The organism is Rhizobium sp. Root708 (assembly GCF_001429725.1).
Lineage (GTDB): Bacteria > Pseudomonadota > Alphaproteobacteria > Rhizobiales > Rhizobiaceae > Rhizobium.
The window spans coordinates 442,501-459,552 of sequence record NZ_LMHV01000043.1; the positions used below are offsets into that span (position 1 = coordinate 442,501).

Sequence of the window (17,052 nt, forward strand, 5' to 3'; positions counted from 1 at the left end):
CCGAATCGCTGGCCTTCAGGGCATGCCGGTCAACTGGCGAAATCCGTATTCCTTTAATTTTATTAGAATTTTAGCGGTTTTAGTGGCACTTTGGTTGCCATCAAGGTTAACCGTCCCTAAACATTTTTGGGTGGATGCATAACCGGCTATATCAGCAGAGTTGAGTACATATTGCTTTTGCGCGGCCGGCGTAATTGATTGGCCCCAGTTTCTCATTGGGGTATTTTGTATGTCTATCGAAGATCCGCGCATTGCAGCAGTTGACGGCGAAAACGCTTCGCACGACTTCATTTCCGATATTCATGCAGACGCAGCGTTTCAGACCTCCGCCCAGCAGGGCGTAGAGGTGGCGCAGGCCGATGGCGGCCAGCCGGCAGATCAGGCTGCAAAGACCGACCGCGTACCGGCCCAGGAGAGCGCTTCCGCCGCTCCCGCCGCCAACGAGGTCGTTCCGGATCAGAACAACATCGCGCATCTTCCGACCGGCGCCTCGATCGACGACATCCGCGTCGAGGGTAGCAATCTGGTACTGGTCCAGGCTGACGGCACCGAGATCGTCATCGTCAACGGCGCGCTCCACGTTCCGACCTTCCTGATCGGCGAAGTTCAGCTTCCGCAGCAGGCCGTGATCGCCGCTCTTGAAGAGAGCAACATCAACGTCGCGGCAGGCCCTGACGGTTCCTACTCCGCAAGCTCCTCGCCCTCGAGCTCCGGTGCCGAGTTCCAGGACGCGATGCAGCCCGACCCCAACGACCCGACGCAGCTGGCAAGCCTGCTGGCCGACACGCAGCAGCCTGACGTCAGCCCGGAGAGCACGCCCGACGAACGCAACGGCGTCCCCGTCATCACCACCAGCAGCCTGCTGAGCGTTACGGAAATCGCCGGCAACGAAGGTGGCTTCCAGCCGCAGGTCGTCAACGGCCAGTTCGGTTTCATTCCGGGCAAGGATGGCGGCATTATTTCCGCCGTCGGCTTCTCCGACTCCCTGAACATGCAGGAAGGCACGCAGACCGGCACGCACGTCGACCTGACCTCCGACGGCAAGCCTGTCGTCATCACCGTCGACGGTCTGACGATCACCGGCACCGTCGATGGCCATACGGTCTTCACCCTGACCGTCACCAACACCCAGACCGGCGCCTACACCTTCAGCCAGTTCGCTCCGATCGATCATCCCGACAAGGGCGAAGCCGGCATCGACGACGTGCTGCGTCTGCAGTTCAGCTACACCGTCACCGACAAGGACGGCGATAGCGTCACCGGTATCGGCTCGGTCGACGTCCGCGACGACGCTCCGACCGTCAACACCGAGAACAATGCCAGCAGCATCAGCGAGAGCAACCTGTCGGGCGAAGGCCATCCGACGGTTCAGGGTTCGCTTGGCGTTCAGTGGGGCGCCGACAACGGCACCGGCCGCGATCTCACATTCGACAAGCAGGCAGCACCTGAAGGCCTGAAGTCACACGGCGCCGCCATCCACTACGAGATTTCCGCCGACGGCCACACGCTGACCGGCTACACCGGCTCCGCCACCGGCGCAGATCGCGTCGACGTCTTCGTCGCAACGCTCAATCCGGCTGCCCCGAACGGTTCCTACACCTTCGAACTGCTGCAGAGCATCGATCATCCGCAGACCAAGGGTTCTGAGGGCGGCGAAGGCGAAATCCAGCCGCTCGCCGAGACCATTTCGACGGACGAACAGCTCGGCCTCCATTTCACGGCGACCGCCAAGGACGCCGACGGCGACACCGTACCGGTCGACTTCACCGTCACCGTCAAGGATGACGTCCCGACCGCCGATTATTCCGGCACCAGCACTATTACCGAGCACGGCGCGGATGGTGCTTTTGCCGAGCAGTCCGCGACCGGACAGCTAGACTTCAAAACCGGCGCGGATGGCGGCCAGGTCAGTGATCTGGTGTTCCGCAACGCGATTGAGCATCGTGGGACACCTGACGAAGACTTCCCGGCTCTGAAGTCGCATGACGTCGCACTGACTTACGAAACCACAATTGTGAACGGTGAGATCACCGTAACGGCACATGCGGGCGATACGCTCGTCTTCACGCTGACGGTCGATCAGCAATCGGGTGACTACAAGTACACGCAGTTTTCATCCATCGACCACGCCTCCGACAGCGACGCGCTGCGTCTCGTGTTTGATTTCATTGTCACGGATGGCGACGGCGACAAGACCGCTTGGAACGATGGCACGCTCCAGATTGACATCATCGACGACAAGCCGACGATCAATGGTTCCGCGCAAGCAATAAACCTGCTCGCCAACGGCAATTTCAAGGATGACGGCTGGCAGTCGCAGAGCTGGGACAACGGCGGTTACGCCGGCTCGGCAACCGGTGGCATCGGCTGGAAGGTCGATGGTACGGGCAGCGTACAGCTCGAGCGCGTCAGCGATGGCTATCTTGGCATGCACACCTCCAACGGTGCGCCGATGGTCGACATGGGCTCTTCGCCCGGCAACACCACGATCTCGCAGGACATTGTCGGCCTGAAGGCCGGCGAGCCGCTGACATTGAGCTTCGAAGTCGGTTCTCCGGATCCAGCCTCTTCCAAGCTGCTGGTCTATTGGAACGGTGAACTCGTCGGCACATTCGACCAGCCCTCCGCGATGACGCTGGTCAAGATCGAAGGTCTCTTCGCATCCGCGACCGGCAACAACCAGCTGACCTTCCAGGAAGTCGGAACGTCCGACTACACCGGCAGCTACCTTGCCAACATCAGCCTGACCGAAAGCGCAAACGTTCCGGTCTTCAAGGCCGCGATTCTCGAAAACTCCAATGCCTTCTCCTTCGAGTTGGCCGACGGCAAGCAGTTCTCCTTCGGCGCCGACGGCAAGGGCGCGGTAGCGCTGGGTGCCGCGACGGTGGCCTCGGCTGGCGGCATCGCGCTAGCACTGCCGGAAAAGGCCTACTCCTACGTAAACGGCCACATCGTCATCGACCCGAGCTACGTCCAGTCGCTCAACGCCGGCGAGATCGCCACGATCACCATCCCGTTCACCGTCACCGACTCTGACGGCGACAGCAAGACCGGCGTCTACCAGATCACCGTCACCGGGGAGAACGATGCCGCCACGATCACCGGAACCGTTACAGGCGCCGTCACGGAAGATGCCAGCGTCCTGACAGCAAGCGGTACGCTGACCGTTACCGACGTCGACCACGGCGAAGCCCATTTCCAGGCGCCCGCCTCGCTCGCAGGCACCTATGGCACATTCACCTTCAACACGGCGACCGGCGCGTGGACCTACGTGCTGGACAACGCCAAGGCGCAGTCGCTCGGTCAGGACAAGACCTTCAATGAAAAGCTGACCGTCGTCTCCGCTGACGGCACGGCGACGCAGACCATCACGGTCCAGGTCAACGGCGTCAACGACCGTCCGGTCGCAGTCAACGATACCTTCACGGCCATCAGCGAAGCTGACATCGAGCATGCTTCCTGGAACAACAAGCTGACCGTCGGCAATGTGCTGGCGCAGGATACCGACGTAGACGTCGGCGACACCCTGAAGGTCAGCAATATCGGCAACGTCGTCATCACGATCGGCAACACGACCTTCAGCGGCACGCAGGAGAACGGCGGCTACAAGATCCACACCGCCTATGGTGACGCCCACCTGTCGGTCGCCTCGGACGGCACCGTCCGCATCTGGTCGGACAACGGCGAAGATCCCTTCAAGGCGCTGGCTGTCGGAGAAACCGCGACGATCAAGTTCACCTACACGGTCTCCGACGGACACCAGGGCGGCACCGATACGGCAACCGCGACGATCACCATCAACGGTTCGAACGATGCGCCGGTTGCCACCAACGACCTCTTCTCGGTAACGGAATCCGGCATCGAGAACGCGTACGCATCCGGCAAGTTGACGGTTGGTAACGTTCTGACGCAGGGCACCAATGACAGCGACGTCGATGGCGACAGCCTGCACGTCAACAGCATCTCGAATGTGAAGGTAACGTCGGCGGAGAACATCAACTTCACCGTCAGCCAGGAAGCCGGCGGCTACAAGATCCACACCGCCTTCGGCGATGCTCATATGTCGGTTAGCGCCGACGGCACCGTCAAGCTGTGGTCCGACAATGGCGCCGATCCGTTCAAGGCGCTCGGCGTCGGCGAGAAGGCGACCATTTCCTTCACCTACCAGATCTCCGACGGCAACGGCGGCTTCGACACCGCAACGGCCAGCATTGTTGTCAACGGTACCAACGACGCGCCAGTCGCGACCGACGATGTCTTCTCCATCACCGAATCCGGTGTCGAGGGCGCGTCCTACTTCCACAGACTCGACGTCGGCAACGTTCTGACGCAGGGCACCAACGACAGCGACGTCGATGGCGACCAGCTGAAGGTCTCCGGCATCTCGAACGTGAAGGTGACCTCTGCCGACAGCGGCATCAGCTTCAATGTCAGCCAGGAGAACGGCGGCTATCAGATCCGTACGGCCTTCGGCGATGCTCACCTCACGGTCGGCCAGAATGGCTCTGTCCAGATGTGGTCCGATAGCAATGAAGATCCGTTCAAGGCGCTTGGAGTCGGCGAGAAGGCAACGATCACCTTCAGCTACCAGGTTTCCGACGGCAATGGCGGCTTCGATACCGCAACCGCGACCATCACGGTCAACGGCTCGAACGACGCGCCGGTCCTGTCGGGCGGCGACGAACGCTCGGTTTCCGTCGCTGAAAACACCAATGCCGTCACGACTGTGACTTCCAGCGACGTCGATGGCGATACGCGCACCTATTCGATCGTCCAGACCAACGGCACCGACTACGGCAAGTTCACCATTGATGCGGCGACAGGCGAACTGCGCTTCATCAACAAGCCTGACTACGAAAACCCGAACGATGTCGGCGGCCAGGACCACAACAACGTCTACGTCGTCGATGTCCGCGTCTCGGATGGCAACGGCGGCTACGACACCCAGACGATCAACGTCACGGTAACAAACGTCAACGAGGCGCCGGTGCTTTCGCCGGCCACTGCGGAGATTGCCTTTACCGAAAATTCGGCAGCGGTGAAGCTGCTGTCGACCGCCCACGTCACCGACCCTGATAATCCGTCGAACTTCAATGGCGGCACGATCAACGCCACGCTCGGCTCTACCGCCGTCAGCGGCGACAAGCTGGTGCTCGTCACCGGAAACGGCATTGTCCTCTCGGGCAATGATGTCTGGGTGAATGGCGACAAGATCGGCACGATCAGCGGCAACGGCTCGACGAACGTCACGATCTCGCTGAACAGCAATGCCCATGGCAGCGATGTCGATAGCGTCATCAAGGCGCTGGCTTACCAGTCGACCTCTGAGAATCCGACTGGTGCCGATCGCACCGCGACGATTACCTTTAACGACGGCGGCAATTCCGGCACAGGCGGCTCGCTCTCCGACAGCACCAGCGTTGTCATCCATGTCACTCCGGTCAACGATCCGGCTATTCTGTCCTCGGCAACGGTCAACCTGACCGAAGGCAACACCGTCGCGGCGATCAGCACCTCCGGCCAGCTTACGATCAGCGACGTCGACAGCCCTGCGACCTTCGTGGTCCAGAACAATGTCGCCGGCACCTACGGCGCCTTCTCGATCGGTGCAAACGGCGCCTGGACTTACAACGCCAGCTCGCCCCACAACGAATTCGAGGCCGGCAAGACCTATACCGACAGCTTTACGGTAACGTCTGCCGACGGCACGACGACCTCGGTCACGGTCAACATCGCCGGCACCAACGATGCCGCCGTGCTCTCCTCGGCTGTCAAGACACTAACGGAGACCAACTCCGCCAACGACCTCAAGACCTCGGGCCAGCTGACGATCACGGACGTCGACAGCCCACAGACCTTCGTGGCGCAGAGCAATGTCGCCGGCACCTACGGCACGTTCTCGATCGGCACCGACGGCAAGTGGAACTACAGCGCGACGTCGGCTCATAACGAGTTCGAAGCCGGCAAGGCCTATACCGACACCTTCTCCGTAGCGTCCGCAGACGGCACGACGACGTCGGTTACGGTCATAATCAACGGCACCAATGACGCCCCGGTCTTCGACGGCGGCGACGCGCGCACCGTTTCGGTTGCTGAAAACTCCACTGCTGTCACGACGGTGAGCTCGACCGATGTCGACGGCGGCACGCCGATCTACTCGATCGTTAGCGCCAACGGTACCGACTACAGCAAGTTCAACATCAATTCGGCAACCGGTGCCATCACCTTCAAGACCGCGCCGAACTATGAGGACCCGAACCACAATAGCACCTACGTGCTGAAGGTTTCCGTGTCCGACGGCAATAGCGGTTCCGCCATTCAGACGATCAGCGTCAAGGTCACCGACGTCAACGAAGCGCCGGTCCTGACGCCGGAGGCAAAGGACGTCTCCTACACGGAAAACAACAGCGGTGTGGCGCTTCTTTCGAATGCCGGCCTTACCGATCCTGACAACCCCAGCAACTTCAGTGGCGGTTCGATCACCGTTTCGCTGAGCAACACGGTCGCCGGCGACAAGCTTGTTATCCTGAACGGTTCGTCGGTCCAGATCGTCAACGGCAGCGTGCAGGTCTATCACGGCTTCTGGCCGATCGGTGGCTGGCAATCGGTCGGCACGGTCACCGGCGGTGGCGTCGGCAGCGGCCAGACCTCGCTGACGATCACGCTCAACAGCAACTCCGATACCGCCGACGTCAAGACGGTTCTGCAGAGCCTTGGCTTTGCCTCGGACTCCGAAAACCCGACCAATGCCGATCGCACCGCGACGATCACCTTCAACGATGGCGGCCATGACGGTGCCGGCAGCGCGCTGTCCGACAGCTCGACGGTGACCATCCACGTCAACCCGGTCAACGATGCTCCGGTCTTCGACGGCGGCGACATACGCACGGTTTCGGTTGCCGAAAACTCCACGGCTGTCACGACGGTCAGCTCGACCGATGTCGACGGCGGCACGCCGGTCTACTCGATCGTCAATACCATCGGCACGGACTACAGCAAGTTCAACATCAATTCGGCAACCGGTGCCATCAGCTTCAAGACCGCGCCGAACTACGAGGACCCGAATCACAGCAGCACCTACGTGCTGAAGGTTGCCGTGTCCGACGGCAACGGCGGCGTCGACTACCAGATCATCAGCGTCAAGGTCACCGACGTCAACGAAGCGCCGGTCCTGACGCCTGAGGCAAAGGACATCTCCTACACCGAGAACAACAGCGGTGTAGCGCTTCTTTCGAATGCAGGTCTCACCGATCCTGACAACCCGACAAACTTTAGCGGCGGTTCGATCACCGTTTCGCTGAGCAACACGGTCGCCGGCGACAAGCTCGTCGTCCTGGCCGGTTCTTCGGTCCAGATCGTCAACGGCAGTGTCCAGGTCTATCACGGCAGCTGGCCGATCGGCGGCTGGCAGACGGTCGGCACGGTCACCGGCGGTGGCGTCGGCAGCGGCCAGACCTCGCTGACGATCACGCTCAACAACAACTCCGATACCGCCGACGTCAAGACGGTTCTGCAGAGCCTTGGCTTTGCCTCGGACTCCGAAAACCCGACCAATGCCGATCGCACCGCGACGGTTACCTTCAACGATGGCGGTCATGACGGCGCCGGCAGCGCGCTGTCCGACAGCTCGACCGTGACTATCCACGTCAACCCCGTCAACGACGCCCCCGTGTTTGTCGGTGGCATCACCATTTCGGCAACCGTTGCCGAAAATTCCACGGCTGTCACGACGGTCAGCTCGACGGACGTCGATGGCGGAACGCCGATCTACTCGATCGTCTCCGGCTTCGGCGACGCTTCGAAATTCAATATCGATGCGGCAACCGGCGCGGTCAGCTTCAAGGACGCCCCGAACTTCGAGGATACGAACCACGGCACCGGCTACCAGCTGAAGGTCAGCGTTTCTGACGGCAACGGCGGTTCCGCTGTCCAGACGATCAGCGTCACCGTCACCAACGTCAGCGAGGCACCCACTGCTGCCAACGACCAGGCGAGCGTGATCGAGAACAAGTCTGTCGTCGGCACCAATGTCCTGGCCAACGACACCGACCCGGATGCCGGCGACAAGCTCGTCGTCAGCGGCATCAAGGGCGCGAACGGCACGACCGTTGCCGTCGATGCGGCCGGCACGACCAGCCACGGCCAGTATGGCGACCTCGTCATCAAGTCGGACGGCAGCTACAGCTACACCGCCAACGGAATTGCCGCGCAGCTGCTGACCAAGGGCCAGCAGGTCGATGACGTCTTCTCCTACACGATCAAGGATACTTCGGGCGAAGTCTCGACCGCGACCATCACCATCCATGTGACCGGCGACAACAATATCCCGCTGGTTGGTGTGATCTCCGCTATCAACAACGTCGACGAACTGGCCGACGCCAGCGCGCAGGCCGTCCATGTCACCGGCCAGCTGATGGTGGCCGATTTCGATATCGGCGATGTCGAAACGGCATCCGTCACCGGTGCGACGGCGGTCTGGTCCGGCGGCACGCTCGATCCCGCCCTGCTTTCGGCGCTGACCAACAATGCAGCGCTGACCTTCGGATCTGCGCCGGTATCGAACGGTCTCTCGTTCATCGACTGGAAGTACGAGCCGGGCGCGCAGAACCTCGATTTCCTGGCAAAGGGCCAGACGCTTACCGTGACCTATATGGTGCAGGTGAGCGACGGCACGTCCGCGACACCGACGGCCATCACCGTCGTCATCCACGGCACCAATGATGCGCCTGTTGCTCCGCCGGTGACGCTTGAGGCGATTGCTGAAGATAGCGGTGCGCATCTGATCACCCAGGCTCAGCTTCTGGCTGGCGCGACGGATGTCGATGGCGACAAGCTTTCGGTCAGCGGCGTTTCGGCTTCGTCTGGCACGCTGCACGATAACGGCGACGGCACGTGGACCTTCACGCCGGCAGCCAACGACGACACGTCCGTCAGCTTCAGCTACACGGTGTCCGACGGCACGACGACGGTTGCCGGCAGTGCAACGCTCGACATCACGCCGGTCAATGATGCGCCTGTTGCTCCGCCGGTGACGCTTGAGGCGATTGCCGAAGACAGCGGCGCGCATGTGATCACTCAGGCTCAGCTTCTGGCTGGCGCGACGGATGTCGATGGCGACRAGCTTTCGGTCAGCGGCGTTTCGGCTTCGTCTGGCACGCTGCACGACAACGGCGACGGCACGTGGACCTTCACGCCGGCAGCCAACGACGACACCTCCGTCAGCTTCAGCTACACGGTGTCCGACGGCACGACGACGGTTGCGGGCAGTGCAACGCTCGACATCACGCCGGTCAATGATGCGCCTGTTGCTCCGCGGTGACGCTTGACGCGATTGCCGAAGACAGCGGTGCGCATCTGATCACCCAGGCTCAGCTTCTGGCTGGCGCGACGGATGTCGATGGCGACGAGCTTTCGGTCAGCGGCGTTTCGGCNGACACCTCCGTCAGCTTCAGCTACACGGTGTCCGACGGCACGACGACGGTTGCGGGCAGTGCAACGCTCGACATCACGCCGGTCAATGATGCGCCTGTTGCTCCGCCGGTGACGCTTGACGCGATTGCCGAAGACAGCGGTGCGCATCTGATCACCCAGGCTCAGCTTCTGGCTGGTGCGACGGATGTCGATGGCGACGAGCTTTCGGTCAGCGGCGTTTCGGCTTCGTCKGGCACGCTGCACGACAACGGCGACGGCACGTGGACCTTCACGCCGGCAGCCAACGACGACACSTCCGTCAGCTTCAGCTACACGGTGTCCGACGGCACGACGACGGTTGCGCCAACGACGACACCTCCGTCAGCTTCAGCTACACGGTGTCCGACGGCACGACGACGGTTGCGGGCAGTGCAACGCTCGACATCACGCCGGTCAATGATGCGCCTGTCATCAGCTCCAACGGCGGTGGCGACACGGCTGCGGTTACGATCGACGAAAACACGACCGCAGTCACAACCGTAACGGCTACCGACGTCGACACGCCGGCCGCAAACCTCGTCTATTCCATTGTCGGCGGGGACGACAAGAATCTGTTCCAGATCGACAGCTCCGGTAACCTGAGCTTCAAGGATGCGCCGGACTTCGAGCATCCGCTCGATAATGGCGCCAACAACATCTACAACGTCATCGTTCAGGTTTCCGACGGCAACAAGACCGACACTCAGACGCTCAACATCACGGTCAATGATGTTCAGGAAAACATTGCGCCGGTTCTGACGCTGTCGAACGGTGCCTATGTCCTCGATCAGTTCAACCAGAATGCCTATAACGGCAACGACGGTACCGCGAACTGGAAGACGGACTGGATCGAATACGCCGAGAACCAAGGCAATCCTGCGACCACCGGCGATGTCCGGGTGAATGGTGGCGTGCTTGTTCTCTCCGACACCGACTCCGAGGTCGATACCGAAGGCGATTATGTCTACCGCTCTGTCGATCTTACGGGCGCCACCCAGGCGACGCTCACCTTCGACTACAAGCGGGAAAGCATGGAGTCGGACGATGCCGTCCATGTGCAGGTGAAGAGCAACGGCGTCTGGGTCGAGATAGCCACGATCAGCGGCGAGAATATCAGTGACGCAAGCTTCAAGGCGGTGACCGTCGACCTCTCGGCCTACATCTCGTCCTCGACCACGATCCGCTTCTACGCGAATGACGAACTCGAGAACGGCGACATTGTCTACGTCGACAACGTCAAGATCGCCTACACGACGACGCCGACCTTCACCGAAGGCGGCTCGGCCGTCGCGGTTGTCGGTAACGCCGTGATCGCCGATGCCGATGCCAACATGACCTCGGCCACCGTCAAGCTGACCAACGGCCAGGCGGGCGACGTGCTTTCGATCGCCGGCCAGGCTACCAACAACGGCACGATCGGCGGCATCACCTATAGCATCAGCGGCAACACCGTGACCTTCACAGGCTCGGCGACGAAAGCTGCCTACGAAGCTGTGATCGAAGCCGTCCGCTTTGCGAACAGCTCGGAAAACCCGAGCGGCGCTGACCGTACCTTCCAGGTTGTCGTCAACGACGGCCTGAACTCGAACATCGCGACGACGACCGTCCACGTGACGGGTGTCAACGACGCGCCGGTCAATACGGTTCCGGGTTCCGCGGTTACGGCTGCGGAGGAGACCAGCACGGCCATCACCGGGCTTTCCGTCTCCGACGTGGATGCAGGCTCCTCGACGCTGACGACGACGCTTTCGGTAACGCACGGCACGCTTACGCTTGCAGCACTTGGCGGTGCATCCGTCATCGGCAGCGGAACCGGCACGGTAACGCTGAGCGGTACGCTTGCCCAGATCAATGCGACACTCGCCGGCAACAACGTCTCCTACAAGGGCGAGCTGAACTACAGCGGCTCCGACACGCTGACGATGACGACCAGCGATGGCGGCAATACGGGTACCGGCGGCGTCAAGACAGACACCGACACGGTCTCGATCACGGTGACGCCGGTCAACGATGCTCCGGTCAATACCGTTCCTGGCGCGACAGTGGCTGCAACCGAGGATACCAGCAAGTCGATCACCGGCCTGTCCGTGGCCGACGTCGATGCCAGCTCCTCGATCGTCACGACAACGCTCTCTGTGCTGCATGGCACGTTGACGCTCGGCGCGGTTGGCGGCGGCGCGTCGATCAGCGGCAACGGCACCGGTACCGTCACCTTGAGCGGCACCATTGCCCAGATCAATGCGTCACTCGCTGGCAGCAACGTCTCCTACAAAGGCGAGCTGAACTATAACGGCGCCGACACCCTGACGATGAAGACCGACGATGGCGGCCACAACGGTTCCGGCGGCGCCATGAGCGATACCGACACGGTGTCTATCTCGGTGGCTGCGGTCAACGATGCTCCGGTTGTCTCGAACCTCGTCATCAGCGAAAGCGGCATCAAGTTCACCCTCACGGATCCGGACAGCTCGAGCTTCACGCTTGCTTCGCCGTTTGCCACCGCATTCGGCAGCAACCCCGGCCTCCATGTCGGCGACAACACCCTGACGCCTACGGCACAGGCCAGTGCTGTCAGCGGCACGCTGACAGTCAGCGACGGGGCTCTGTCCGATGGGATCGTCAACGTCATCCTCGGCAACAATAGCAACAACACCGGTAGTTCGCTGAAGGCGTCCGACACCTCGACGGCCATCTATGGCTTCGGCGGAAACGATACACTGACGGGCGGCTCCGCTGCGGACTGGCTGTTTGGTGGCGACGGCGACGACACGCTCGACGGCAACGGCGGCGCGGATACGCTTTCGGGTGGCGCGGGCAGCGATAACTTCCAGCTGGCCAGTGGCGATTGGGTCGCCGGTGAAACGATCGATGGCGGAGCGGGTAGCGACACGATCACGCTCATGCAGAACGGAGTGACCGTCGACTTCACGACCGGCACGATCAGCAACGTCGAAACGCTGACCGGAAGCTCGAGCAGTGATAGTGTTACGATGTCGGCTTCTCAGTACCTGGGCTTCTCGGCCATCAATCTCGGCAATGGCAGCGACTCGCTGACCGTAAGCGTAAGCGGCACGACGGATCTCTCCGCCTCCGCGCCGACGATATCGAGCGTCGAAACGCAGAAGATCACCGGTTCGGCCGGTGACGACAACCTGACGCTCAGCGCCCAGCAGTATGCGGCCTTTGGCAGCATCGACCTCAAGGGTGGCAACGATACGCTGACGGTCAATGTTGCCGGAACGAGCGATCTCTCGGATGCTGCCGCGCTTGCCGGCGTTGAAACCGCCAAGCTGGTGGGTTCGACCGGCGTCGACACGGTTACGGTCAGCAACTCGCTCTCCGGCTTCAACTCCATCGATCTCGGTGACGGTGTCGATACGCTGAAGATCGCCGGTGGCTTCACGGACAGCAACGACGCCCAGCTCGTCCGTGTCGAGAATGTGGTAATGACAAGCTCGGGTATCCTGAACCTGTCGCATCAGTCCGAAGGCCTCACCATCACCGGCACTTCCGGTGCTGACACGATCACCGGCGGCTCTGGTAACGACAGGATCGTCGGAGGTGCGGGCGGCGACATACTGACGGGCGGAGCCGGTCGCGATACTTTCGTGATCGCCGCGGGCGACTCGACGCCCGAGACTGCGCAAGGGAGTGGCCTCTTCCCTTGGACAAGGAATGAAAACGGCACGATCAGCGGCTACGACAAGATCACGGATTGGGGAGCAGGCGGCACTGCCGACAAACTGGACTTCTCTGTGGCTCCGGTTAAGGCCGTTGCTTCGGTGGACGGCAAGGACTCTACGCTGACTATAGATTACGACAACGTAGAATCACACAAGGTCGACACCAATACTGGAATGACCACCTTCTATGGCGAAGGCAACTTTACCCAAACTCTGGCGGTGACCTCGACGTCGGGCCTGGCCGCCGTCGTCCAATACCTCATGGCGAGTGATATTGGCGATGCGGGTGCTACACTTGCCTTCACGGGGATGGGCAACACCTACGTCTATCAACAGACCGGTGCCGGTGCCGGCGGTTCGCTGGTCGAACTCACAGGCGTCACCCTTACCAACATCTATGCGAGCATGGGCTCGGCGACCACGTTCGCCATCGACCCGATCATCCTCGACCTCGACCATAACGGCATCGCGCTGACCGCGCTCGACCAGGGCGTCCAGTTCGATATCAATGCCGACGGTCACAAGGATCAGATCGCTTGGACGGCGGGCACGGATGGCATTCTTGCCTACGACGTGGATGGCAACGGGACGATCGACAACGGCACCGAGATCTTCTCGCCGCACTTTGCCGGTGGCACCTATGTCGATGGCCTGGCGGCGCTGGCGACGCTCGACAGCAACCACGACGGCAAGATCGATGCCAATGACGAGGCTTTTGCAAAGCTCACCGTCTGGCAGGACCTGAACCACAACGGCATCACCGATGCCGGCGAGCTCTCGAGCCTCGCGGATCATTCGATCGCTAGCATCTCGCTGGATGCCCATGCGACCGATACCTCGATCAACGGCCAGTCGGTCCTGGCGGACGGCAGCTACACCCTGACGGACGGCTCCACCGGCCACTTCGTCGAAGTTGCCTTCGACACGACGCTTGGCGGCAGCACGGACAGCAGCAGCGTCCATGCGCTGATCGGCAGCGACGGCGACGACACGCTGGCCGGCAGCGGCGGTATGTTCACCATCACCGGCGGGGCAGGGGCTGATACCTTCGTTCTCGACGCGGATGCACTTGGTGATGTCAAGCTCGCCGACGTGATCACCGACTACAAGGCCAGCGAAGGCGACACGCTCGATGTGTCGAAGCTTCTCGACAGCCTGCTCGGTCACCAGGCAACCGAAGCCGAGGCGCTTGCCAGCGTCAAGACGACGGTATCAGGTGCCGACACCGTGGTCAGCGTCAACGCAAACGGCGCCTGGCACGACGTTGCGGTTCTCCAGAACACCACGGAAGCGGTCAAGATCCTGTTCGACGACAAGCACGACACGACCACCGCGCCGCACGTCGGCTAATTGCCTGAAGGCAACGGACGGTCCCAGAATCTCGAAAGAGGCGCTTCGGCGCCTCTTTCTGTTTCCAACGAGTGTACTGGTACGTCGTCGCCCCGACGGGCTTCGGAGCGGCTCTCAGGCGGTCGGAAGCCTGGAGATCGGCAAAGCTTCGTCGCCGTCGGCGCCGCCGCGCTGCATGGCCATGTCGTCGGCGAGCTGACGGATATGGTTGAAATCAGTCGGTCCTTCGAAGATCGCGCCGCCGAGGCGGATGTCGATCGTCAGATGCGCTTCGCCGGCGGTAAAGGCGGCTTCCGAAACGCGCCTGCGGATACGGGTACCGACGTCCTGGGCGTTCTCCACGCTGGCGCCCGGCAGGAAGACGCCGAGCTCGTTCGAGGCAATGCGAGCGACCAGATCTCCGCTGCGAACCGAGGACTGGATGATGGCGGCGAGCGACTGCATCACCGTATCGGCCCACTGCGGGCCGTAGCGGCGGCTGATCGCATCGAGCGAATCAATGACGACCGCGATCATCACGCCACCGGCATCCGTGGCGATTCGCTTGCGCCTGTCGATGTAGTGTTCGACGGCCGCGGCGAAGGCCGTACCGTTCAAGGTTTTGGTCACGGCGTCGTGTCGCGTGGCAAAATTCAGCTTTTCCTGAAGGACGCGAGTTTCTGCGCCTTTTAGTTGCAGCTTAATTAGAAGCGGAAATGCAACAAAAACTGAAATTAGCGCCGCGCCTGCAAATCCTACCAAAAATGGTCGATCCGGCGCAGCAAGGTTTAATATAAGTAAAACCCCGACGGAAATTGCTGCACAGCAGGCACTGCCAAGTGCGGCGATCCGAAGAGCAGAAGTAATTGTGGCGGATGAGTAACGCTGGCCAAAAATCATCGCGGTTTTAAACCCGTTGGAAGTAAGGCCAGATAATCACAGCCGGGGAAATCCAGGATTAAAAAATCCTGTAAAATTCTCGCTTTAGGGGCCTTACGAGGAGAATTAACTGTCTCCGTAGGAAGGACCTGTGCCGCAATTGGAATGTGGAAAAAATGGTGTTACTTGTTCCCTGGATTTAATTCTTCGGTATACGGGTACACCGGTCGAATTTTGATGTTGAGGGGCATCCGTCTTGTTTAATAGCAAAAGAATAATTGCAGCTTTGTCTGCCACTGTTGTTTTAAATTTTGCGTTCTACGTCGATGCCAATGCCATGTCTTTGCAGCAGGCAATCGAAAAGACCATGAAGACCAATCCGCAGATCTTGCAGGCAGCAAAAGATCGCGAAGCGGTTGAATTTGAGTTGCGCCAGGCGCGCGGTCTTTACTTGCCGTCTGTCGATCTCGAGGCAGGCATCGGTCGTCGTAGACTTTCCAACGCAAGCTCAGGCGCACTGCGGTCCGATCATGATTACTTGTCGCCCGGCGATGTCGGCGTGACGGTCACCCAGACGCTGTTCGACGGCGGCAGCCGCAAGGCGCAGGTCGATCAGCAGGCGTCGCGTGTCGATGGCGCCTCCTTTCGGGTCCTCGAACGCTCCGAAGCGCTCGCGCTCGAAGTAACCCAGGACTATCTCGAATACATGCTGCAGAACCAGATCGTGTCGGCTGCGAAGGAAAACGTCTCCTTCCACACCGCGATGGTCGGCGACATCAACGAGAGCATCAAGGGCGGCGCCCTGACCGATGCGGATCGCCTGCAGGGTAGCGAACGTCTGCAGGCCGCCAAGGCCCGCATGCGCGAGGCGCTCGAAGAACTCGAAGCGACGAAGATCCGCTTCCTCAAGGCGGTCGGCGAGCCGATCACCAATCCGCAGTCTCCGCCCTCGGTGGCGAAGTATGTGCCGAAGACGCTCGACGATGCACTCTTCGTTGCCAACAAGAACAGCCCACGCATCTACTCGGCGAATGCCGACGTCGATGCGGCGGATGCAGGTGTGCGCGGTGCGCGCGCCAACTACATGCCGAAGGTCAACCTCGAAGGTACGGCCCGCGTCGGCGACGACATCGACGGCGATTCAGGCAACACCAACGACTATCAGGTCCGCGTCGTTGCCCGCTGGAACCTCTATCGCGGCGGCATCGACGTTGCTCGCGAGCAGGAACAGATCCGTCGTGCCGGCGAACAGCGTTACGCGCTGGCGCAGGTTCAGCGCGAGGTTCAGGAATCGGTTCGCTCCGCCTGGAACGAGCGTGCGAGCCGCAGCGACCTTTCCGGCATCCTCGGCAAGCAGGCTTCGATCAACGATCAGCTCGTGGGTTCCTACCGCGAGCAGTTCAAGGTCGGTCAGCGCTCGCTGCTCGACGTGCTGGACGCACAGAACACCAAGTTCAATACGAAGGTCCTCGCAGACACGGCGCGCGTTGCCTCGCTGTTTGCCGAGTACAAGATCCTCGCCGCTTCCGGCAATCTGCTTCAGACGATGAAGCTGAGGCCGGTCGATCAGGGCAAGGCTTATGCGCGGGAAGAGTTTGTTGTCCCCGCTGGCGTGGCGAATCCCGGATATGCCGAAGTCGACTCTCATCAGAAGGCTGGCATGCCCCTGGATCTCCTAGCGCCAATTCGACAGCAGTAGTCGAAACGGCCA

General features: G+C 61.2%; 5 protein-coding genes and 1 pseudogene. 5 read left to right on the plus strand and 1 reads right to left on the minus strand.

Annotation, left to right across the window (positions count from 1 at the left end; all coding sequences use genetic code 11):
- Window positions 1-229 precede the first annotated feature (229 nt).
- The 4 genes and pseudogenes from ASE04_RS26490 to ASE04_RS31980 all read left to right on the plus strand — a co-directional run bounded on the left by ASE04_RS26490 (window position 230) and on the right by ASE04_RS31980 (window position 14,483).
- Entirely contained in the window at window positions 230-9,319 is a 9,090-nt protein-coding gene (locus tag ASE04_RS26490; protein WP_056825072.1) for a tandem-95 repeat protein, read from the plus strand.
- A partial coding sequence (locus ASE04_RS32305) for a cadherin-like domain-containing protein (protein WP_443216932.1) occupies window positions 9,316-9,431 on the plus strand: 116 nt, incomplete at its 3' end. The genes ASE04_RS26490 and ASE04_RS32305, both read left to right, overlap by 4 nt.
- 1 nt (window position 9,432) lies before the next feature.
- A pseudogene (locus tag ASE04_RS31975) lies at window positions 9,433-9,771 on the plus strand (cadherin-like domain-containing protein); the annotation flags it as partial.
- 38 nt (window positions 9,772-9,809) lie between these two features.
- Window positions 9,810-14,483 carry a beta strand repeat-containing protein gene (locus ASE04_RS31980; protein ID WP_162260548.1) on the plus strand — a complete coding sequence of 1,558 codons (4,674 nt, stop codon included), beginning with the start codon at window positions 9,810-9,812 and terminating at the stop codon, window positions 14,481-14,483.
- A gap of 114 nt (window positions 14,484-14,597) precedes the next feature.
- On the opposite strand, the gene ASE04_RS31985 is transcribed toward ASE04_RS31980, so the two are convergent.
- Window positions 14,598-15,362: a GGDEF domain-containing protein gene (locus ASE04_RS31985; RefSeq protein ID WP_056825076.1), complete on the minus strand. Its 765-nt coding sequence runs from the start codon at window positions 15,360-15,362 to the stop codon at window positions 14,598-14,600.
- Between the two features lie 316 nt (window positions 15,363-15,678).
- On the opposite strand from ASE04_RS31985, the gene ASE04_RS26505 reads away from it, so the two are divergent.
- Window positions 15,679-17,040, plus strand: a complete 1,362-nt coding sequence (locus tag ASE04_RS26505; protein ID WP_056825799.1) for a TolC family outer membrane protein — start codon at window positions 15,679-15,681, stop codon at window positions 17,038-17,040.
- Window positions 17,041-17,052 lie beyond the last annotated feature (12 nt).